The organism is Kitasatospora sp. NPDC023120 (genome assembly GCF_055560835.1).
Map to the genome: position 1 here is coordinate 131293 of NZ_JBVHHY010000013.1, position 20473 is coordinate 151765.

Consider the following 20473-nt stretch of genomic DNA (forward strand, 5'->3'; position numbering starts at 1 on the left):
TCGGAGGGTCGCGGTGAGGAGGCCGATCTTTCGACCGCCGAAACCCCCACGACGCCGGGCGATGCGATTAGGTATTTCACATGCGCGAAAACGAAGTTGCCAGGTCTCCCATTACCTTAGGGCAACTGTCCCTCTTGCGTTCCATCCGCAACATCGACCCGCTGGCGGCCAATCTGCCGCAGGTGTGGGAGTTGCCCGCAGGCACCACCGCCCGGCAGGTCGAAGCAGCGCTGACCGCCCTGCAATCACGGCACGAAGCCCTGCGGACGTGCTATGCCGACCTCGACGGCACAAACCCCACACAGATCGTCCTCGCGCCACAATCGGTCACCATCGCCGAACCTCCCCGGGAATCCGAACCGGCAGTGGCCGCGGATTCCCTCGGCGCCGAGCCCTTCGACCTCACCGCCGAACTCCCCTGGCGCTCCGCGCTGGTGGCCGAGAACGGTGAACTCCGCTGGCTCGCCATCTGTTTTCACCACATTGCCACGGACGGCTGGTCCGTCAATCAACTGCAGCGCGAATTCCTCACCTTCCTCTCCCTGGGTGAACTCCCCGACGAGGAGGTCCCGACGTGCAGGTCGCTGGCGGAGGAGCAGTGGTCCGAGGCCGGCGAGAAGCGCCGGAAGTCGGCCCGTCGGCACTGGCAGAAGGTCTTCGGCAGTGCCCCGCCCATGGTCCGCGATGAGGCGCCCCATTCGGTCAACGGCCGCTGGGGCCGTTACGGGACTGGCGAGCTGACCGCGGCCGTCGGCCGTCTCGCCCGGGCTTACCGGATCTCGCGCCCCTCGGTCGTGCTCGCTGCCTATTGCCGTGCCGCCGCGCAGCACGACGGCCTGGCGGAGATGATGGTCGCGGTCTTCACCAACAACCGCAGTGACCCCCGCTGGGACAAGCTGGTCACGACCCAGGACCAGATCATTCCCCTGGTCGTCCCCGTCGACCCGGACGAGCCGTTCGAGGACTTCGCCACCAAGGTCCACTGGGGGCTGTTCACGTCCTACCGACACGGTGAGCACAATGTCGACGACCTGCTCGAAGTCGCGGCCGAACACGGTTTCACGGGCACGGTGAACGGTTGCTTCGACGAATCGGTGAGCGGGCTCTTCACCTACTTCTTCAACTACATGGGCGAGTACCAGAAGGACCAGGTCTCCGTCCCGGAAGGCCTGGAGACCGGCACGACCGGCCGCAACATCGGTGCACCGCTGTACCTCCAGGTGCAGGAAAGCGAAGCCATCGTCTCCACCCTGCAGGAGAATTCCTCGGCCACCGGCTACGAGCGAATCACCGGAATTCTCCGCACGATCGAAGAGATCCTTCTCTCCGCAGCTCGGGAAGTGGCTTCACAGCCGCAGTAGATCACCAGTAGATCGCCTGGCCGAACCACCGGCTGCACAATCCGCCTACTGCACTGTCCTGGAGGAATGGTGTCGAAGCACGTCTTGATCCTGCATCAGTGGACCGACCGGTTCGCCGAGTACGAGTCGTACATCGACCATGCCGCCAATACCGTGACGTACATCGCCGCGCCGTGGTCGCTCGGTTCGATCCCCGACGCGGCGGCCGCGGTGAAAACCGTCGCCAGTACGGAGGACGAGCCGCTGCTCAGGGGTGCCGTCGAGGAGCTCATCGCCGAGTACGGCGTGCCGCATCGCATCGTCGCGCTCAACGAATCGGATCTGGACCTCGCCGCCGTTCTCCGAGCGGAACTCGGCGTTCCCGGTCAGACCCCGTCCGATCTCGCCCCGTTCCGCGACAAGCTGGTCATGGCGGAACGCCTGACCGAAGCCGGCGTCGCCGTGCCCGCAACCGCACCCGCGGTCGACCACCAGGCCGTGCAGTCGTTCGCCGACAAGCACGGCTGGCCCGTCCTGCTCAAGCCCGCACGCGGCACCTCCAGCATCGGGGTCACGCGCCTCGACTCGGACGGCGATCTCGCCTCCTTCGTCTTCCCGCCCGAGGAATCCCTGCTGGTCCAGCCCTACCTCCCGCACGAGATCATCCACGTCGACGGAGTCGCTCTGGGGGACGGGCTCGGCGCCTGGCGGGCGTCGAGGTACGTCAACACCTGCTTCGAGTACACCCAGGGAAAGCCCTTGGGATCGGTCGAGACGGATGACCCCGCGCTCCTCGCGCGCGTCGAGGAGTTCGCCGCGCGGACCATCGCGGCGCTCACCGCGGATCCGGTCGTGTTCCACCTGGAGCTGTTCGTCTCCGGTCCGGAGGATGCGCCGGAGGTCCAGTTCCTGGAGATCGGCGCCCGCCCGGGCGGGGCGGAGATCCCCTTCCTCTGGCGCGAGATACACGGGATCGACCTCATGAAGGTCACCTTCGCGCTGCAGGTCGGAGATCCGGTTCCCGCCGAGGCGCGGTCGCTCCCGCCCGTCGAGGAGAGCGAGCGCGTCGGGTGGCTGCTGGTTTCGACACCTGCCGCCAAGCCGTGCCGAGTCGTCTCCTCCGAGCTCGCCCTCGCGCCGCACGACGGCCCGTACACCTCTGTGCGCCCGGTCAGGGGGCAGACCCTGGTCCACACTCCCGGCTATGAGCACGGGTACGAGAACTCCGGTGCGCGTTTCCGGTTCCGCGGACGGTCCAGTGCCGAGGTGCTGGCGAAGGTGGAGCGGACCGTCGCCGAATTCGACTTCCGCTGCCGGTCGGTCGACCCGGCCGGCCCGGAACTGGTCGTCATCGTCGGCTCCGGTGAGCGCGCCTACCGCGAGTACGCGTTCCAGGCGGCGTCCGGCGTCGCCCGGGTGGCTCTCGTCGGCACGGAGGAGGCCACCTGGGAGCACGAATACCTCACGGCTCACCGCCGGGTGGCGGACACCACGGTGGATTCGCTGGTGGCGGCGATCGGTGACCTGTCCGCGGCGCACGAAGGCAACGTCGGAGTCATGACGTGGGACGAGGTGCTCCTGGAGCACACCGCAGCGGCAGCGGAGCGGCTGGGCATGAGCCACATGTCGCCCGGGGCCGCTGCGAACTGCCGCGACAAGCTGTCGACGCGGCGCCGGCAGACCACCGGCCTCGTCGGGTTCGCGCACGTCACCAGCGAAGAGGAAGCCCTCGATGCCGCCGAGGCCTACGGCTACCCGGTCGTCATCAAACCGCGCTCCCTCGCGGGCAGTGTGGGCGTGGCACGGGCGGAGAACAGGGAAGAGCTCGTCGAGCACTTCGCCATGACCGCATCGAGCGCCTTCCCCGGTCTTGCGCCCCTCCACGGTTCGATCCTCGAGGAGTACGCCGACGGTCCGGAGATCAGCGTGGACTCCGTCGTCTTCCGGGGCGAGGTGCGACCGGTGAACGTGGCGCACAAGCGGCTGGGATTCGAACCGTACTGCCAGGAGGTGGGGCACCTCGTCGCGCCGTGGCGTGACGAGGTGTGGGCGGACGAGGTGATCCGCATGCTCACCCGGATCCATCGTGACCTCGATGTCACCGAGGGCGTGACGCATGCGGAGATCCGTCTGACGCCATCGGGACCCAAGCTGATCGAGCTGAACGGTCGACTCGGCGGTGACTTCATTCCCCACCTGGGTTTCCTCGCCACCGGCATCGACCTCACGGCCGCTGCGATGTCGATAGCGCTGGGCCACGAGCCGAACGTCGCGCCACAGCGTGACCGGTGCGCCGAGGTCCGGTTCCTGTTCCCGGCCGAGGACGGGGTCGTCCGGTCCGTGGACACCGCCGCAGCCGAGAAGCTCGAAGGCGTCGTGGAAGTGGTGCACCTGATCGAACCGCCCACTGCGCTCCGCCTCCCCCCGCGCGGCGTCGAACCCCGGGTGCTCGCCGTCATCGTCACCGGTGAGACCCCCGAGGAGTGCCGGGGCATCCTCGACCGGGCGGAATCGCTCATCGAGATCCGGCTCAGTCCGTTCGATTGACCGCGATGGCCGGGGCCGTGAACGCGATCAGTCGCCTGATCCTCGTCCCGGTCGTGCCGTCGCCTGCCGAGTAGCGGTCGCGGGACAGGACCCGCCCGCCCGGGGAGAACCGGGCGGGCGGGTCCTGTCGTGGACCGCCGCTACCGGAACGCGGGCAGGTTGCGCGCGGCCCACTCCCGGAAGGGTGCGGCCGGGCGGCCCAGGACCGTCGCCACGTCGGGGCTGATCGCCAGTTCGGCCGGGAGCGGGACGCCGAGGACGTCCAGGGTGCCGTCGACGAGTTGCTCCGGCATGAACTGCGCCAGGTGGGCGCGGGCCTGTTCGCGGGACAGCTCGACGAAGGCGATCTCCTCGCCCAGGGCCGCGGAGAGCGCCGCGGCCTGCCCGCGCGGGCTGATCGGCTCCGGGCCGGTCAGCTCGTAGGTGCGGCCCGCGTGCCCGTCCTCGCGCAGGGCGGCCGCCGCGACCGCCGCGATGTCCGCCGGGTCGACGACGGGCAGTGCCACGTCGCCGAACGGGGCGAAGACCGTGCGCCTGGTGCGGATCGTCTCGGCCCAGGCGAAGGCGTTGGAGGCGAAGCTGCCGGGGCGCAGGACGGTGGAGTCGAGTCCGGACGCGCGCACGGCGGCCTCGAACTCCCGCAGGCGGGCGTGCGACGGCGCGTCCGGCCGGGTGGCGCCGATCTGCGAGGAGACCAGGACGATCCGCTCGACGCCGGCATCCACCGCGGCGGCCGTCAGGGCCTCCGGGCTCTCGCCCCGGCTGTTGAGTTCACCGCCCAGCAGGAGGAAGAGCGCCCGGGACCCTTCGAGGGCGGGCCGCAGGCTCGTGGCGTCGCCGACGTCGGCCTGCGTCCAGCGGACGCCGGTCGAACGGTGCGTCGGCTGCGGCTGCCGGGACACGGCCACCACGTCCTCGCCCGCCTCCGCCAGCAGCTCCACCAGCGTCCGTCCGATGTTGCCGGTGGCACCCGTCACTGTGATCATCGCGATCCCCTCCCGTTGTGAGTCAGTTGGCTGACTTAGAACGACCGTAGCACGCGCCCACCGGCGGCTGTCTATAGTCAGTTGGGTGACTGACTCAGTGAATCGACGCGTACGGGCGTCGCAGAAGCGCCGACGGCTCGCGGCGGCCGCGGCCCGGGTCCTCCATGAGCAGGGCGTCGAGCGCACGACCCTCGCCGACATCGCCCGCGAGGCGGACGTCCCGGTCGGGAACGTCTACTACTACTTCAAGACCAAGGACGAGCTGGTCCGTGCCGCACTGTCCGAGCACAGTGCGCACCTGGACGACCTCACCGACGCGCTCGAGCAGTCGGGCGGCCCGCGGGAGCGCCTCAAGGCGCTGGTCGAGGCCTGGGTCGAGCAGCGCGACACCGCCGCCCGGTTCGGCTGCCCGACCGGCACGCTGGCCGTCGAGCTCGACAAGCGCGCCGACGGGGTCCTGGACGAGGAGGTCGGCGCGGTGATCCGGCGGCTGCTCGACTGGATCGGACGGCAGTTCCGCGAGCTGGGCCTGCCCGACCCGGACGGCCTGGCGCTCGCCCTGCTCTCCGGCTACCAGGGCATGTCGCTGCTGGCCAGTGCCCTGCGCGACCCGGAGGTCGTGACCCGCGAAGGGGCCCGCCTGCTGCGCTGGCTCGACTCGCTGGAGGTGCCGGCGGGGAGTTGACCCGGGCTCAGTCGCCCAGGAGGCGGTGGGCGAGGTGGTGGAGCGCCGCCTCGACGCGTTCGGGGGAGGCGCCCTGGTCGCGGTGGCCGGTGCTCGGCTGGGACGCCGCCGGGGTGGTGGAGCGTGCCGCGGCCGACGGCACCGGCCCCGCCGCCGGAACCCCGGTGGTCACCCTGATGCCCGATGGCGCCTGGTCTGAACTGCGAGCCGTGGACACCGAGTTGATCGGCGTGGCGCCCGCCGGTGCCGACCCGGGTGCGCTCGCCACCATCCCGGTCGCGGGCACCACCGCCCCGCCTGCACCGGCCTCGGGCGCGACCTCGGCTGGCTCGCCCACCGCGTGGCCGCCGGCGAGCTGGACCCGGGCATCACCTGGCGCGGCGGCTGGGACAGCGCGGCGGAGGCGGTCGACGCCCTGCTGGGCGGGCGGCTGCACGGCAAGGCGGTGCTGACCGTCGGACCGTAGGGGGCCGGGCACCCCGGGTGCCCCGGTCCGCCTCTGCCGGCCGAACAGCCGCCGGGGTTCAACCGCCCACCCGCACCACGTACTTCCCCGTCGCCCGCCCCTCCTCCATCGCGTCGTGGGCGGCCGGGACGGCGGCCAGGTCGGGCAGTTCGGTGACGGGCAGCTTCAGGCCGCCCCCGGCGAGGAGGTCGAGGACCCGGCGGATGGCCCGGGCCAGGCGGTCGGGGGCGGTGGCGGCCAGGCCGCGGTGGCTGAAGCCGGTGACGGCCAGATTGCCCGCCATCAGGCGGCTGAGCGGGGGCAGGTCGGCGACGGCGCCGCCGCCCGCGTTGCCGAACAGGACGATCCGGGCGCCGGGTGCGGCCACGGCGAGATCGAGCTCCAGGGCCTCGGTGCCCAGCGGGTCGAGCACCAGGTCGACGCCCCGGCCGTCGGTGGCGGCCCGGATCGCCTCGGGCAGCGCCTCGTCCCGGGCGAAGGCGTGGTCGTAGCCGGAGGCGATCGCGGCGGCGGCCTTCTCGGGGCGGCCGACGGTGCCGATCAGCCGGCCGCCGCCGAGCAGCGGGACGAGCTGGGCGACGGCGTTGCCGATCCCGCCGCCCGCCGAGTGCACCAGGACGGTGTCCCCGGCGTCGAAGCGGCCGGCGTCGGTCAGCAGCAGCACCGAGGTGGCCAGGCCCAGCGGGACGGCGGCGGCCTCGCGCAACGCCACCCCGTCGGGCAGCGGCACGGTGAGCGCCGCCTCCGCGACGACCACCTCCGCGAGCCCCGCGCCGACCGGTGCGGCGACCACCCGGTCGCCGACGGCCGGTCCGGTGACGCCCTCGCCGACCTCCCGGACCGTTCCGGCGACCTCCTTGCCGGGCCGGTACGGCCAGTCGGCGGCGTAGGCGGCGTCGCCGCGGCGGGTCATCACGTCGACAAAGTTCAGTCCGGCGTAGGCGACGTCGATCGCCACCTGCCCGGGGCCGGGGCGCGGCGCCTCGACCTCCCGGACCTGCGAGTTCTCGGCTCCACCGGGTGCGGTCATCACCAGTGCGCGCATGTCGGGCCCCCTCGGCTACGATGTTCGACGAACTACGAAATTGGTTCGGTGGGACAGTGGTACCACGCAATTTCCATGGATGTCGAACATCGCAGATCAGGGAGGTCTGACCGTGCCCCGCAGTACCCGTCGCCGACCGGCGCCCGCGCACCCCGCGACCGAGGAGATCGACCTCCTCGACGTCCTGCACGCGCTCTCCGACCCCACCCGGATGACCATCGTCCGCGTTCTGCGATCCGAACCCGAACGGGCCTGCGGCACCTTCCCGGTGGACGTCGCGCCCTCCACCCTCAGTCACCACTTCAAGGTGCTGCGCGAGTCCGGCCTGATCAGCCAGCGCGAGGAGGCCAACCGCCGCTTCTCCGCCCTGCGGACGGTCGACCTGGAGCAGCGCTTCCCCGGCCTCCTCGACACCATCCTCGCCGCCTACGTCCGCACGGCCTCCGAGGGGTAGACGCGGGCGCGGATCCCGAACCGGTCCAGGTCGCGCTGCAGTCGCTCCGCGTCACATCGCTGCGGCGCCCGTGCCCGTGTCCGTGAGCGCCGCCGCAGCCGCCGCTGCCGTCCGGTGGCGGCGGTGGTACGACACGGTGACGGCGGCGAGCAGCGGGGCCCAGGCGACGGTGGGCAGGTAGAGGAAACCGACCAGGAAGTGGCCCAGCGGGGTCATGCCCGTGCCCGGCATCGCCCACCACGCGGCGAAGGGCGTCCAGAGCAGCGCCAGGCCGGCGGCGCCGAGCGAGGCCACGCGGACCACCGCACGGGGATTGACCGGGCGCCCGCCGACGAACGGTACCCAGCGCGGCGGCACCGTGCCCCAGGGGCGGACCAGCCCGAGGGTGAGCAGGGCCAGCGCCTCGGTGAACAGGCTCAGGAAGACCGGCCACACCGCACCCCACCCGCCGAAGCCCATCGCCTGGTAGCCCGCGTCGGTGTACCCGCCGTGCCAGCCCGCGACCAGCCCGAGCCGCCACAGGCCGGCCGGCAGCGCGGTGACGGCCGCGACGTGGGCGGCGCGCACGGCCCACCGCGGCGGGGCGGGCACGGCAGTCGCGACGGCGGTGGACCGCGCGGCGTCGGTGCCGGTTCCGGTGGTGTGCGCGGTGCGGGAAGCGGGCTGGGTCATCGTCATGCCCCTACCCTCGCGCGCGGCCCCGGCCGGTCGCGTCAGCCCGGCGGCGGGCTTCGCCGGAGACCCTCCCCCGGGCGGGGGAGGGCCGCGTCACCCCTTGCCGGGAGCGAGCCGCCAGGCGGTTTGCCGGGCGCCGTTCGCCGGGCGCGGTTCGCCGGGAGCGAGTCGCCGGGTGCGCTCAGCGCAGGCGCGAGGAGGACAGGATCGACGCCAGGTGCGCGACCACCATGCCCCAGGTGATCACCGTGATCCCCGCCAGCGCCGCCCGGGTCGCGTCCAGGTTGCCGAGCCCGGCGTCGACCGCGGCCGCCGCCAGCAGCACCAGCGAGGCCTCGATGCCGTTGGTCACCCGGTGGATCTTGAACACCGAGGCGAGCCGACGGGCCGTCGCGATGCCCTGCGACCGCGGCTGCGTCGACTCCTCGTCCGCCGGCGGCTGCCCGCTGCGGGCGCGGGCCACGTCCACCAGGTCCGTCGAGGCCTTGAGCAGCACCACACCCAGCGCCGCCGCGAGACCCGCCGACACCCACAGCTCCGAGCCGCCGCGCGCCGCCCGGACACCGGCGCCGATCATCAGCGCGGCGTCCGCCAGATAGGCGCCGAGCCGGTCCACGTACACCCCGGCCATGCTGAACTGGCGCTTCCAGCGCGCCACTTCGCCGTCCACGCAGTCGAACAGCAGGAACAGCTGGAACAGTACGGCCGCCAGCACCGCGCCGGTCAGGCCCGGGATCAGCAGGGCCGCCCCGCCGCCGACCCCGCATACCACCATCGCCCAGGTCAGGGTGTTCGGCGACACCGAGGTGCGGACCAGCTGCCGGGTGGTCCGCAGCGAGATCGCCCGCATGTACATCCGACCCGCCCAGTGCTCACCGTTGCGGCTCTGCAGCTTGGCCTGCGGCTGGCACACCTCGCGCAGCTCGGCGAGCGCCGGAGCAGCCACCATGTCGACATCCCTCCACCTGTCCCGTAACGATCAGCACAGGCTACGGCCTCCGGGGGACGCCCCGATCAGCCGGTACGGCCCCTGCGGCGCAGCGGCACCGCCGGTGGGGCAGGGCGAAAACCGGTGGGCCGTCCGACCACCCCCGGGCTAGGCTGCGCGGGTTCGCCGGAACCGGAAGCCCCGGGCCCGACCAGCCGTTCCCCGCAAGCCGGTTGACAGCGACCCGACGCGTCCTCCGATGTGCCGTCCGATGCGTCAGACGCCGTCGTCGGCGGTCCGAGGTGGTCCGAGGCGGGTCGGGAACGCCCCCGGATCGGTCCCGGAGCAGAACGAGGAGTACAGATCCATGGTGACCAAAGGCGCCGCGCCCCACGGCCCCGACCTGGCCCGACTGCTGGACGACCACCGCCCGCACGGCCCGGTGGAGACCGCCGACCACGAGCGGGCCCGCCGCCTCCTCGGCGCCGCCGCCGACCCCTGGAACCGCGGCACCCTCCCGCTCCACTTCACCGCCTCCGCGCTGATCGTCCACCCGCCGACCCGCCGCGTCCTGCTGCGCTGGCACGTCCGCCAGCAGGCCTGGCTGCAGGTCGGCGGCCACGGCGACCCGGGGGAGACCCGGCCGCTCGACATCGCCCTGCGCGAGGGCCGCGAGGAGACCGGTCTGACCGACCTCGCCCCGTGGCCCGACGCAGCCCTGGTCCACCTCGTCGTGGTCCCCGTCCCGGCCTCGCCCGTCGAACCCGCCCACGACCACGCCGACCTGCGCTTCCTCCTGGCGACCGACACCCCGGACCGGGCCCGGCCGGAGAACCCGGCCTCCCCGCTGGAGTGGCTCACCGTCGAGGAGGCCAAGCGGCGGACCACCGAGGACAACCTCCGCGAGACCCTCGACCGCGCCGCCCGGCTGCTCCCGCCCGCCTGACGCCCCTGCCCGCCTGACGCCGCGGCCGCCCGCCGCACCCGCCCGCCTTTGACGCGCCCTGCCCTGGAGACCACCGGATGCACACCGACCAGATCCTCATCTTCGACGCCGACGACACCCTCTGGGAGAACAACGTCCTCTTCGAGCGGGTCATCGACGGCTTCCTGGACTGGGTCGCCACCCCGGCCGAGCGGGACCGCACCCGGTCCCTCCTGGACGGCATCGAAGCCGCCAACTCCGCCACCCTCGGCTACGGCGCCGCCGTCTTCCGGCAGAGCCTCGCCGACTGCCTGCAGCAGCTCACCGGCCGTACGCCCGCCGCGGCGGAGCACGCCCGGATCGACGACCTGCTCACCCCGCTGACCAGCCGGCAGGTCGAGCTGATCCCCGGCGTCGCCGACACCCTCAGCGCCCTCGCCGACCGCCACCACCTGCTGCTGCTCACCAAGGGCGACCAGGACGAGCAGCAGGGCAAGGTGACGGCGTCCACCATCGACCACCACTTCCGGGGCATCCACATCGTGGCCGAGAAGTCGGTCGACACCTACCGGCAGCTGACCGCCGACCTCGGCCTCGACCCGGACCGGACCTGGATGATCGGCAACTCGCCCAAGTCCGACATCGCCCCTGCCCGCCGGGCCGGCCTGCGCACCGTCTACATCCCGCACGAGCACACCTGGGTGCTGGAGCACGAGGAACTCGCCCCCGACGCGGCGACGCTGCAGCTCGGAGCCTTCCCCGAGCTGCTGCGCCACTTCTGACCGGCGGCCGGCGGTACGGCGCCTAGCCGACGAGCGCGGCCGCCGGCACCGGTGTCCCGTCCCGGTACAGCCAGGCCCGCTCGGCGGCCGACCACGCACTCGTCGTCAGCAGGTACAGCGCGGCCGCCACCGGCACCAGCAGCGCGAACAGCACCGACCCGAACGACAGGTACGGCAGCAGCCCCGCCCCCGGCTGAGGGGCGGGCTGCGCCGCAGCCGTCGCCGCCGCACGCCGCGCCCGGCGGAAGTTGACGAAGCCGACCGCCGCCAGCCCCGCGTACAGCACCACGAACACCGCCACCTGCCCGACGCCCTGCGCACCGCCGACGTGCAGACCCAGTGGCACCCCGAACAGGGTGTCGCCGAGCAGGTCGTTCGGGGTGGTGAACAGCCGGTACATCACCGAGAAGAACGGAATCTGCACCAGCAGCGGCAGACACCCCGCGAACGGCGACACCTGCTCCTTCCGGTACATCTCGGCCAGCGCCTCCTGCAACTTCTCCGGGCGCTTCTCGTACTTCTTCCGCAGCGCCGCGACCTTCGGCGCGAGCACGGTCCGGGCCTTCTCCCCACGCGCCGCCGCCCGCGCCAGCGGGTGCAGCGCGAGCCGAACGGCAACGGTGAACAGGACGATCGCCAGCGCGGTCGGCAGGACGTGGGCGATGGTGGCGACGACGGCGTGCGCGACGGCGACAGCCGGGTCGAGAACAGCGAGAACGGACATGGTGGAGCGAGCCCTCCGGGGTCTCGGAACACGAGTGGTCGACGGAGGACGGCCGCGAAGAATGCGGATCGACGTACGGAATCACCGAATTGCCGAGTCACCGAATCGCGGAATCTCGGAGTCGCGGAATCACGTACGGATCAACGGAACTGCAAGGGCTTACGCGGCCGCCGGGGCCGCCCCCGGCGCCCTGGGGCGTCGCCTGCCCCGGGCATCCGGATCACGCTGCGGAAGGAACGCGGTACGGAACGCCCGACGCCGCAGCACCCCGCTGCGCACCGCCGCCGGCGCCCGCGCCCCCAGGAGCCGAGCCCCCGCCAGCGTCCCGGCAACCGCCCCGGCCACCAGCACCACGGCCGCGACGGCCGCGACGGACGCCAACGTCCCGCTGCTGCCCGCCAGGTCCCCGGTCACCACCCGGAGCAGCCCCAGCAGCATCGCAACGACAGCCATGGTTCCGCTCCCCTCGGTGTCTCGCCGGTTCCGGTCGTACAAGCAGGACGATCCTACGACCTCGCGGGTTCCCTTCCCGTCGCGGCATCCGTCACGGTGGATCCCCCGCGCACACCCGCACCCGCAACGGCCCCGGAACCCACGGATCCGGAGCCCCGCGAGGCGGGCGTTCTGCCGGACGTGCAGGGGTGTAGCCATCGGTGCTACGCGGGGCTACCTTGGAAGGCATGAGGACGATTACCCAGCGGGAGTTCCGGAACAACTCCGCCGCGGTGATGGATGCGGTGGAGGCGGGGGAGACCTTCCACATCACCAGGAACGGGGTCGAGGTCGCCGAGCTGCGACCGGTGTCCGGGCGGCGGCGGCTCACGGCGGAGGAGCTGGTGGCGCGGCACGTGAAGCTGCCGCGGGTGGACTACCAGCAGATGCGCAAGGAGGCCGAGGAGGACTTCGGGCCCGAGGAGCTGGTGGGGGACGAGGGCGACGACCCGTTCGAGCGGCGGCGTGGCTGAGCGCCGGAGGGCGTCCCGGCGGCGGCCCGCCGGGGTGCTGGACACCTGTGTGTACATCGACCTGGCGCTGCTCAACCCGGCGGACCTGCCGGCCGTGCCGGAGCTGACCGCGATCACCTTCGCGGAGCTGCAGCAGGGCGTGTCCATGGCCCGCGACCCGGTCAGCCGGGCGGCCAGGCTGGAGGTGCTGGGCGCGGCGATGGCCGACTTCGACCCGCTGCCCTTCGACGCGGCCGCCGCCGCCCGCTACGGGACGCTGGTCACCCTGACCATCGCCGCCGGACGACAGCCGCGGCCGCGGCGGATCGACCTGATGATCGCCGCCGTCGCCTCCGCGCACGGGCTGCCGCTGTACACCCGCAACGTGGCGGACTTCCGGGGGCTGGGCTCGGCGGTGGAGGTCATCGGGGTGTGAGGGCGGCGGTTCCGTCCCGTTCGACCCGGTCGGTCATCGTAGGAGTCGAGTCCGTGGCGGCGGCAGGTCCCGGGGAGGAGTTCCTCAGTCCAGGCGGACCGTCGTACCGGTCGCGGCGGAGGTGCGGGCGGCCTCCAGGACGGTGAGGGTGGCCACCGCGTCGCGCGGGTCGACCGGGGGCGGGGTGCCCGGGTCGGCCAGGGCGGCGGCGATGCCCGCGTAGTAGGCGGGGTAGTCGCCCGGGTCGGTCGGGAGGGAGACCACGGACTCGTCGGTGCCGAGGGTGCCGTAGTTCGCGGGCTGGTCGGCGCCCCAGGGGCGGGTGCCGTCGGGGCGCAGGCCCGCCCGCAGGTCGGCCTCCTGCGGGTCCATGCCGGGCTTCACGTAGCCGGCGGTGTCGCCGAGCACCCGCAGCCGGGGGCCGATCAGCGGGGTGACGGCGCTGGTCCACAGGTGCGAGCGGGTGCCGGAGGCGTGGGTGAGGGCCAGGAAGGCGTCGTCGTCCACGACCGCGCCGTCGCGCCGCACGTCGATCTCCGCGTACACCGTCTCGACCGGGCCGAACAGCGTGAGCGCCTGGTCGACCAGGTGGCTGCCCAGGTCGTACAGCGTGCCGCCGACCTCGGCCGGATCGGCCAGCTCGCGCCAGCCCGGCTTCGGCTTGGGGCGGAAGCGCTCGAAGCGGGACTCGAAGCGGTGCACCCGGCCCAGCGCGCCACCGCGTACCAGACGGCCGGCGGTGAGGAAGTCGCCGTCCCAGCGCCGGTTCTGGAAGACGGAGAGCAGGACGCCCCGCTCCTCGGCGAGCCGGCACAGCTCCTCCGCCTCGGCGGCGGTGCCGGCCAGCGGCTTGTCCACCACGGTGGCCAGGCCGGCCCGCAGGGCGGCCCGGGCGAGCGGGGCGTGGGTGCGGTTGGGCGAGGCGATGACGACCAGGTCGAGCGCGTCCGGGTCGGCGAGCAGCTGCTCGGGGGTGTCTACGGCGCGGGCACCGGGGTGTTCGCGGGCCAGCTGCTCGCGGCGCTCGGGGTTGGCGGTGACCACGGCGTCCAGCCGCAGCCCCGGCGTGGTGGCGATCAGCGGCGCGTGGAAGGCGGAGCCGGCCAGGCCGTAGCCGATCAATCCGACGCGCAGCGGCCGGTCGGGCAGGGGGCGGGCAGTCTGCGGGTTCATGCGGCCTACTCAATCACGAGGCGACCGGTTGCTCCCGGTTTGGTGTCCGCCACCTCGGATCGCGCAGGACGACCGGCCGCGGCGGGAGGGTGCACCGGTCCGTTCCGGTGGGCGGGACGTACTGCCGTCGGCCAGGTGTGCGGATTAGGCTGTGCCGCGTCAGGGCCCTCGCACGACGCAACACGACGCACGACGTTGCAACACTTCGGGAGACACGCACGTGGCAGACCGCAAGCCCATTGAGTCCTGGCTGACCGACATGGACGGGGTCCTCATCCACGAGGGCACGCCCATCCCCGGGGCGGAGGAGTTCCTGCGCAGGCTGCGGGAGTCCGGCAAGCCCTTCCTCGTCCTCACCAACAACTCGATCTACACCCCGCGGGACCTCAGCGCCCGCCTGGCCGGGATGGGCCTGGAGGTGCCGGAGGAGTGCATCTGGACCTCCGCCCTGGCGACCGCGAAGTTCCTCAAGAGCCAGCGCCCGAACGGCACCGCCTACGTGATCGGCGAGGCGGGGCTCACCACCGCGCTGTACCAGGCCGGGTACGTCCTGACCGACAACAACCCCGACTACGTGGTCCTCGGCGAGACCCGCACCTACTCCTTCGAGGCGCTCACCAAGGCGATCCGCCTGATCAACCAAGGCGCCCGGTTCATCTGCACCAACCCGGACGAGACCGGCCCCTCCCCCGAGGGCGTGCTGCCGGCCACCGGCTCGGTCGCGGCCCTGATCACCAAGGCGACCGGCGTCGACCCGTACTTCGTCGGCAAGCCCAACCCGCTGATGATGCGCGAGGCGCTGAACACCGCCGGCGCCCACTCCGAGACCGCCGTGATGATCGGCGACCGGATGGACACCGACATCGTCGCGGGCATGGAGGCCGGCATGGAGACCATCCTGGTGCTCACCGGTCTGACCTCCGCCGCCGACGTGGAGCGCTTCCCGTACCGGCCGACCCGGGTGGTCAAGTCCATCGCGGACCTGGTCGAGCTGGTCTAGCCTCTGCGGTGCTGTCGTGGGCCCCGTCCGGCCGTTCGCCGGACGGGGCCCGCTTCGTACGTTTCGGCTTGCGGGGAGGCAAGACGCGGATGAGCACGACGGGGGAATCACCGGGGCTGGAACCGACGGGGCCGGCGGGGCCGGGGGAGGGGGAGGAGAAGCGGGTCACCTGGGCGGAGCTCTACTTCGACCTGGTCTTCGTCTTCGCGATCACCCAGGTCTCCGGCCTGCTGCACCACCACCACGACCCGGCCGGCCTGGTCCGGGCGCTGGTGGTGTTCGTGCCGGTGTACTGGTGCTGGGTGGGCACCACCGTGCAGGCCAACATCCGGGACGTGGACAACCTGCGGGACCGCCTGGGCATCCTGCTGGTCGGCCTGACCGGCCTGTTCATGGCGCTCGCGATCCCCGGCGCGTACGGCGGGCGGGGCGTACTGCTCGGCGCCGCCTACTGGCTGGCCCGGGTGGTGCTGCTGCTCCTGCTGGTCCGCATCCCGGGCGTCTGGCGCGGCCCGTACGGGGTGGGCGTGCTGGTCAGCGGACCGCTGCTGGTGGCGGGCGGGCTGCTCCCGGACGGGCCGCGCCTCGCGCTGTGGGCGGCAGCCGCGCTCTGCGACCTGGCCGCGCCGCTGGTGTTCCGGCGGCGGCTCGCGAAGGTCACCTACCACCCGGCGCACATGCCGGAGCGGTTCGCGCTGTTCCTGCTGGTGGCGCTCGGCGAGTCGATCGTCGGGATCGGCGGCACGGCGGCCTCCGCCCGCCTGGACGCGGCCGAGCTCGCCGCCGTGGCGGTCGCGTTCACCATCTCGGCGGGCCTGTGGTGGCAGTACTTCGTGTACGCGGCCGACGCCATGCGGCACGCCGTGGTGATCGCCGACTCGCGCCGGGACGTGGTCCGGCGGGTCTTCCAGTACGGGCACCTGGCGCTGGTCGCCGGGGTGATCGGGGTGGCGGTCGGCTTCGGCGAGACGGTCGCGGACCCGAGGCAGGCACTCGGCCCGGGGTCGGTGACGCTGCTGTACGGCGGATGCGGGCTGTACCTGCTGACCTTCGGGTACACGCGTTGGATGATGTTCCGGCAGGTCGCGACGACCCGGATCGCCGCAGCGGCGGTGGTGCTGGCGCTGGTCCCCGCGATGGTGCGGCTGCCGGCACTCGTGGTGCTGGCGACGCTGGCGGTCCTGCTGGTGGCGCTCAACGTGCTGGAGCACCTCCGGGTGGAACGCGCCTCGCGGGCTGCCGGTGCAGCTCCGGCTTCCGCGCCTGTTCCCCCAGCGGCCGCAGGCCCCACCGCTCCCCCCTCCTCCGCTCCTGTGGAGTGAGTTGTCGGTGGGCCTGTGTAGCGTTCGGGGTGAAAGAGGGCGTGCGGCGCAGCAGCCGCGGTGTGGGAGGTAGATGTCGTGACGGACACGGTCGAGGCGGGCGTGGTCGAGGCCGGCGGGGGTGGCGGGCTGGAGCTGCCCGAGTCCTGGCGCGGGGTGCTGGGCGCCGAGACGGAGAAGCCGTACTTCGCCGAGCTGGCGGCCTTCGTGGCGGCTCAGCGCGCGGAGCACGAGGTGTTCCCGCCGAGCGGCCAGGAGTTCGCGGCGCTGGAGGCGACCCCGTACGACAAGGTCCGGGTGCTAGTGCTCGGGCAGGACCCGTACCACGACAACGGCCAGGCCCACGGCATGAGCTTCTCGGTGCTGCCCGGCACCAAGACGCCGCCGTCGCTGCGCAACATCTTCAAGGAGCTGGACGCCGACCTGGGCATCCCGGCCCCGGACAACGGCTACCTGATGCACTGGGCCGAGCAGGGCGTGCTGCTGCTCAACGCGGTGCTCACGGTCCGCGCGCACGAGGCGAACTCGCACAAGGCGAAGGGCTGGGAGAAGTTCACCGACGCGGTGATCAAGGCGGTGAGCGAGCGCGAGGAGCCGGTGGTCTTCGTGCTGTGGGGCAACTATGCGAAGAAGAAGCTGCCGCTGATCGACACCGAGAAGCACGTGGTGGTGCAGGGTGCGCACCCGTCGCCGCTGTCGGCCAAGCTGTTCTTCGGTAGCCGTCCGTTCTCGCAGATCAATGCCGCGCTGGACGGCTTCGGCGGTGAGGCGATCGACTGGCAGGTGCCCAACCTGAAGCAGGGCTGAGCGAGGTCCGGACGGGTTCGATCTCCCGTGCGCCCACGGCCACTTGTCGTTCACCGCGGGTGGCCGTGGGCCGGTTCCGGGTGTGCTTAGCTGGTGCCGACCGGTCGCCGGACCGGCCTGGGAGGGGCAGCGCGTGCACGGGCTGGGGCGGGCGGGGACGTTTCGGTGGGCGAGGGCTTCGCGCTGGGCCGTGGGGGCGGCTCTGGCCGGGGCGCTGGTGACCGTGTCGGGCTGTAGCGGTACCGACGGCGGCAAGCCCGGTCCCGCGTCCGCCTCTGCGACCTCCGCAGCACCCGGCGGCACCACCGGCGCGGGTCCGGCCACCGCCCCCGGGGGCCTCGCCCAGCTGCCCGGACAGGCCTTCTACGTCTCCGACCAGACCAACGCCGCCCGGCAGATGACCGCGCTGCGCGGCCAGGGCCGCACGGCGGAGGCCGACGTGCTGCAGCGGATCGCCTCCCAGCCCTCCTCGCAGTGGCTCGGTGAGCAGGGTGCTCGGGAGATCGCCGAGCAGGTGAGCAGCCGGGCCGCCGAGGCGGGCCGGACGGCGGTCTTCGTCGCGTACGACATCCCGCACCGCGACTGCGGTCAGTACTCGGCCGGCGGTGCGTCCGACGCCGCCGCCTACCGGGCCTGGATCACCGGCGTCGCGCAGGCCCTGGGTGACCGGAGGGCCTGGGTGGTGCTGGAGCCGGACGCCGTCGCGCACACCCTGGACAACTGCGGCATCAAGGGCGACCTGGCGGCCGAGCGGTACGGTCTGCTGGCCTTCGCCGTCCAGGAGTTGAAGAAGCGTCCGAACGTCCGGGTCTACCTGGACGCGGGCAACCCCGGTTGGGCGCAGGAGCCGGAGGAGCTGGCCGCCGCCCTGCGCAAGGCGGGCATCGCCGCGGCGGACGGCTTCGCCGTGAACGTCGCCAACTTCTACGACACCGACCGGAACGCGGCGTACGGCGCCCGGCTCTCCGCCGCACTGGGCGGGAAGCACTTCGTGATCGACACCAGCCGCAGCGGCAACGGCGCGCTGGGCGGCACCTCCTGGTGCAACCCGCCCGGGCGCGCGCTCGGCGACGAGCCGACCACCGACACCGGCCGGCCCGGGGTGGACGCCTACCTGTGGATCAAGAACCCGGGGGAGTCTGACGGCGACTGCGGCCGCGGCGAGCCCCGGGCGGGCGAGTTCTGGCTGCCGTACGCGCTCGGGCTGGCGCAGGCGGTGCGGTGAGATGACGGGCTGAGGCGGTGCGGTGAGGTGATGCGCTGAGGCGGTGCGGTGAGGTGACGCGCCGGCCCGCCGGGTGTTCACCCGGTGACCTGGATCCAGCGGGCCGCCGACGGAGTGCCGGCGGTGTCCGTCAGGAACAGCATGTACCAGCCCGGCGGCAGCAGGTTGGGGTTGCCGGGGAGGGTGAGCGAGACGCTGTCCGCCGTCCGCCCGGTGATGTCCAGGGCCACCGAGCGCTGTTCGACGTCGGTGGCGTGGGTGACCGAACTCGGCCGGATCAGCTTGGCGGTGGCGACCGCGTCCGGCCGGGAGGTGCCGACGCTGAGGGTGCCGCCGAGCTTCGCCGCCTGCGGGGCGGCGCCCACCTGCGGGCGGTCTCCGCGGTACAGGTAGGGCGGGGTGTAGATCTCGATGCGCTGCTCGAAGCCACCCGGCTGGGTCTCGGCCTTGTCCGCGAAGAGCGGGTTGGAGCCGAACACGGCGACCCGGCCGTCGGGCAGCAGCAGCGCCTCCGAGTGGTAGTCGCGGCCGACGGACGGCTCGGCGGCGGGGGTGAAGCCGTTGGAGTCCGGGTGGTACACCTGCGCCTTGAGCAGGTCGCTGTCGCCCCGGCCGCGGTAGCCGCTGGAGCCGCCGGTGGTGAAGACGGTGTCGTCCGGGAGGATCACGCTGTTGAGGTAGCGGGTGCCGCCGGCCGGCAGGTCCGGGCCCGGGGTGTAGGCGGGCTTGGCGGCGGTGAGGTCGGCGATGTCGGTGCGCGCCGTGGACAGCGGCGACTCGCCGACTCCACCGCCGCCGAGCAGCATCACCTTCTGGGCCTGCGCGGGCGGCAGCAGCACCGAGGAGGAGGTCTCGGTCAGGCCCGGGTCGCGCAGGCCGGGGACGGGCTGGAAGCTGTTGTTCGACAGGTCCCACAGGCCGGGCTCGCGGCCCTTGTCGGCGGGGCCGTAACCGGCGTTGGAGCCGGAGTAGAAGAGCTTCCCGGAGGCGGTCAGGAAGATCGACGGGTAGGTCGGGAAGTAGCGCTCGGGCGCCTTGGACCAGTTCTTGAGTTTCGGGTCGTAGATCTCGTTGTCGTTGCCGTTGAGGATCTCCCCGGTGTCGTCCAGCCCGGAGACGGTGACCACCCGGCCGTCGCCCAGCCCGGTCAGCGTGGGGTACCAGCGGGCGTATGCCATGTCGGTGACCGGCTCGTACAGCTCGGTGTCCGGGTTGAACTCGAAGGCGGAGCGGATGCCCTGGTACTCCTGCTTGTCCAGGGTCAGCTTGTCGCTCTGCCCGTACAGGTCGTGGGCGTCGGCGCCGCTCAGCCCCTTGACCCGGTACTGGGCGGGGGAGCCGACGACGTAGTCGGGGCCGGTTCCGACCGCCTCCACGAACACGTGCTGCTCGCCGGCGGTGACGACGGTCTGCTTACCGGAGCCGGTCTTGGTCGCCGCCGGGACCGTCACCGGGACGGTGGTGGCGTACTCGCGGCCGTTCGGGCCGACGAAGACGGTGCCCTTCGGGAAGGTCCGGGCGTGCTCCGGGCTCTCGTTGCGCACCCGCATGACGCCGGCCGCCTTCTTCACCGCGCCCGCCAGCTTCTCGTACCGCTGGGTGCCACCGGCCACCAGGACCCGGCCGTCCGGCAGCGAGGCGTGACCGCCGCAGAACATGTCCGCCGGGGTGGGTATCAGCTTGTAGCTGTTCCCGACCGGATCCCAGAGCAGGCTCCGGAAGGCGCCCGCGTCGAACTGCTTCTCGTCGTTGCCGGAGCCGGCCACGATCAGGACCTTGCCGGTGCGCAGCAGGGTGGCGTGGACGGCGTTGACCCGGAACTCGGCGGGCAGCGTCAGGGTCTGCCAGTGGCCGTACTGCGCCTTGTACTCGGGCTGGTTGATCACGTAGTGGTGGTACTGCTGGGTCGCGAAGCCGAGGACGGCCGGCGCGTTCATCCCGGCCACCGTCAGCGCGACGGTGCTGCCGAGGGCGAAGCGCCTGGTGCGGCCGGTCTTGTGGATCCTCAC

The 20473-nt window shown here is 72.6% G+C and carries 22 protein-coding genes; 13 read left to right on the top strand and 9 right to left on the bottom strand.

Annotated features, from left to right (window positions below):
* Nucleotides 1-80: 80 nt before the first annotated feature.
* Both ACZ3TI_RS20725 and ACZ3TI_RS20730 read left to right on the top strand, forming a co-directional pair.
* Nucleotides 81-1361, top strand: coding sequence for a condensation domain-containing protein (locus tag ACZ3TI_RS20725; protein WP_465728152.1), 1281 nt, complete (start codon nt 81-83; stop codon nt 1359-1361).
* 84 nt (nt 1362-1445) lie between these two features.
* Nucleotides 1446-3887: an ATP-grasp domain-containing protein gene (locus ACZ3TI_RS20730; RefSeq protein WP_465728154.1), complete on the top strand. Its 2442-nt coding sequence runs from the start codon at nt 1446-1448 to the stop codon at nt 3885-3887.
* Nucleotides 3888-4027: 140 nt separating this feature from the next.
* Here the strand turns inward: ACZ3TI_RS20730 and ACZ3TI_RS20735 are convergent, their stop codons facing one another.
* Nucleotides 4028-4873 (bottom strand): SDR family oxidoreductase, encoded by an 846-nt coding sequence (locus ACZ3TI_RS20735; protein ID WP_465728156.1) that lies wholly within the window; start codon nt 4871-4873, stop codon nt 4028-4030.
* Nucleotides 4874-4958: 85 nt separating this feature from the next.
* Here ACZ3TI_RS20735 and ACZ3TI_RS20740 point away from each other — a divergent pair, with 85 nt between their 5' ends.
* Complete coding sequence (locus ACZ3TI_RS20740) at nt 4959-5558, top strand: TetR/AcrR family transcriptional regulator (protein ID WP_465728158.1); 600 nt, start codon at nt 4959-4961, stop codon at nt 5556-5558.
* A gap of 7 nt (nt 5559-5565) precedes the next feature.
* Here ACZ3TI_RS20740 and ACZ3TI_RS20745 read toward each other — a convergent pair whose 3' ends face one another.
* Entirely contained in the window at nt 5566-5730 is a 165-nt protein-coding gene (locus ACZ3TI_RS20745; RefSeq protein ID WP_465728160.1) for a hypothetical protein, read from the bottom strand.
* A gap of 168 nt (nt 5731-5898) precedes the next feature.
* Here ACZ3TI_RS20745 and ACZ3TI_RS20750 point away from each other — a divergent pair, with 168 nt between their 5' ends.
* On the top strand, nt 5899-6024 hold the full coding sequence (locus tag ACZ3TI_RS20750) for a hypothetical protein (protein WP_465728162.1): 126 nt from the start codon (nt 5899-5901) through the stop codon (nt 6022-6024).
* 58 nt (nt 6025-6082) lie between these two features.
* On the opposite strand, the gene ACZ3TI_RS20755 is transcribed toward ACZ3TI_RS20750, so the two are convergent.
* Nucleotides 6083-7069 (bottom strand): quinone oxidoreductase family protein, encoded by a 987-nt coding sequence (locus ACZ3TI_RS20755; protein WP_465728164.1) that lies wholly within the window; start codon nt 7067-7069, stop codon nt 6083-6085.
* A 112-nt stretch (nt 7070-7181) separates the two neighbouring features.
* Here ACZ3TI_RS20755 and ACZ3TI_RS20760 point away from each other — a divergent pair, with 112 nt between their 5' ends.
* Entirely contained in the window at nt 7182-7523 is a 342-nt protein-coding gene (locus ACZ3TI_RS20760; RefSeq protein ID WP_465728166.1) for an ArsR/SmtB family transcription factor, read from the top strand.
* A gap of 51 nt (nt 7524-7574) precedes the next feature.
* On the opposite strand, the gene ACZ3TI_RS20765 is transcribed toward ACZ3TI_RS20760, so the two are convergent.
* Both ACZ3TI_RS20765 and ACZ3TI_RS20770 read right to left on the bottom strand, forming a co-directional pair.
* A complete protein-coding gene (locus tag ACZ3TI_RS20765; RefSeq protein ID WP_465728168.1) occupies nt 7575-8201 on the bottom strand; it encodes a hypothetical protein in 627 nt (208 codons plus the stop codon).
* Nucleotides 8202-8379: 178 nt separating this feature from the next.
* Entirely contained in the window at nt 8380-9147 is a 768-nt protein-coding gene (locus ACZ3TI_RS20770; protein ID WP_465728170.1) for a CDP-alcohol phosphatidyltransferase family protein, read from the bottom strand.
* Nucleotides 9148-9493: 346 nt separating this feature from the next.
* Between ACZ3TI_RS20770 and ACZ3TI_RS20775 the strand changes: the two genes are divergently transcribed.
* Both ACZ3TI_RS20775 and ACZ3TI_RS20780 read left to right on the top strand, forming a co-directional pair.
* Nucleotides 9494-10072, top strand: a complete 579-nt coding sequence (locus ACZ3TI_RS20775; RefSeq protein ID WP_465728172.1) for an NUDIX domain-containing protein — start codon at nt 9494-9496, stop codon at nt 10070-10072.
* Between the two features lie 77 nt (nt 10073-10149).
* Nucleotides 10150-10833, top strand: coding sequence for an HAD family hydrolase (locus ACZ3TI_RS20780; RefSeq protein ID WP_465728174.1), 684 nt, complete (start codon nt 10150-10152; stop codon nt 10831-10833).
* 22 nt (nt 10834-10855) lie between these two features.
* Here the strand turns inward: ACZ3TI_RS20780 and ACZ3TI_RS20785 are convergent, their stop codons facing one another.
* Both ACZ3TI_RS20785 and ACZ3TI_RS20790 read right to left on the bottom strand, forming a co-directional pair.
* On the bottom strand, nt 10856-11557 hold the full coding sequence (locus ACZ3TI_RS20785; RefSeq protein ID WP_465728176.1) for a YidC/Oxa1 family membrane protein insertase: 702 nt from the start codon (nt 11555-11557) through the stop codon (nt 10856-10858).
* 159 nt (nt 11558-11716) lie between these two features.
* On the bottom strand, nt 11717-12010 hold the full coding sequence (locus ACZ3TI_RS20790; protein WP_465728178.1) for a DUF6412 domain-containing protein: 294 nt from the start codon (nt 12008-12010) through the stop codon (nt 11717-11719).
* A gap of 227 nt (nt 12011-12237) precedes the next feature.
* Here ACZ3TI_RS20790 and ACZ3TI_RS20795 point away from each other — a divergent pair, with 227 nt between their 5' ends.
* A complete protein-coding gene (locus tag ACZ3TI_RS20795) occupies nt 12238-12522 on the top strand; it encodes a type II toxin-antitoxin system Phd/YefM family antitoxin (RefSeq protein WP_097237775.1) in 285 nt (94 codons plus the stop codon).
* The gene (locus tag ACZ3TI_RS20800) at nt 12515-12937 is read left to right on the top strand and encodes a type II toxin-antitoxin system VapC family toxin (protein WP_380611408.1); all 423 of its coding nucleotides are present in this window, start codon (nt 12515-12517) and stop codon (nt 12935-12937) included. Before ACZ3TI_RS20795 ends, ACZ3TI_RS20800 begins: the two co-directional genes overlap by 8 nt.
* Before the next feature lie 84 nt (nt 12938-13021).
* Here ACZ3TI_RS20800 and ACZ3TI_RS20805 read toward each other — a convergent pair whose 3' ends face one another.
* Nucleotides 13022-14110, bottom strand: a complete 1089-nt coding sequence (locus tag ACZ3TI_RS20805; protein ID WP_465728181.1) for a Gfo/Idh/MocA family oxidoreductase — start codon at nt 14108-14110, stop codon at nt 13022-13024.
* 220 nt (nt 14111-14330) lie between these two features.
* On the opposite strand from ACZ3TI_RS20805, the gene ACZ3TI_RS20810 reads away from it, so the two are divergent.
* The 4 genes from ACZ3TI_RS20810 (at nt 14331) to ACZ3TI_RS20825 (ending at nt 18464) form a co-directional block, all read left to right on the top strand.
* Entirely contained in the window at nt 14331-15110 is a 780-nt protein-coding gene (locus ACZ3TI_RS20810; protein ID WP_355671925.1) for an HAD-IIA family hydrolase, read from the top strand.
* Nucleotides 15111-15199: 89 nt separating this feature from the next.
* A complete protein-coding gene (locus ACZ3TI_RS20815) occupies nt 15200-16432 on the top strand; it encodes a low temperature requirement protein A (RefSeq protein ID WP_465728184.1) in 1233 nt (410 codons plus the stop codon).
* 78 nt (nt 16433-16510) lie between these two features.
* A complete protein-coding gene (locus ACZ3TI_RS20820; RefSeq protein WP_465728186.1) occupies nt 16511-17239 on the top strand; it encodes a uracil-DNA glycosylase in 729 nt (242 codons plus the stop codon).
* A 190-nt stretch (nt 17240-17429) separates the two neighbouring features.
* Entirely contained in the window at nt 17430-18464 is a 1035-nt protein-coding gene (locus tag ACZ3TI_RS20825) for a glycoside hydrolase family 6 protein (RefSeq protein ID WP_465728188.1), read from the top strand.
* Between the two features lie 77 nt (nt 18465-18541).
* On the opposite strand, the gene glxA is transcribed toward ACZ3TI_RS20825, so the two are convergent.
* Nucleotides 18542-20473: a radical copper oxidase GlxA gene (gene glxA, locus ACZ3TI_RS20830; RefSeq protein ID WP_465728190.1), complete on the bottom strand. Its 1932-nt coding sequence runs from the start codon at nt 20471-20473 to the stop codon at nt 18542-18544.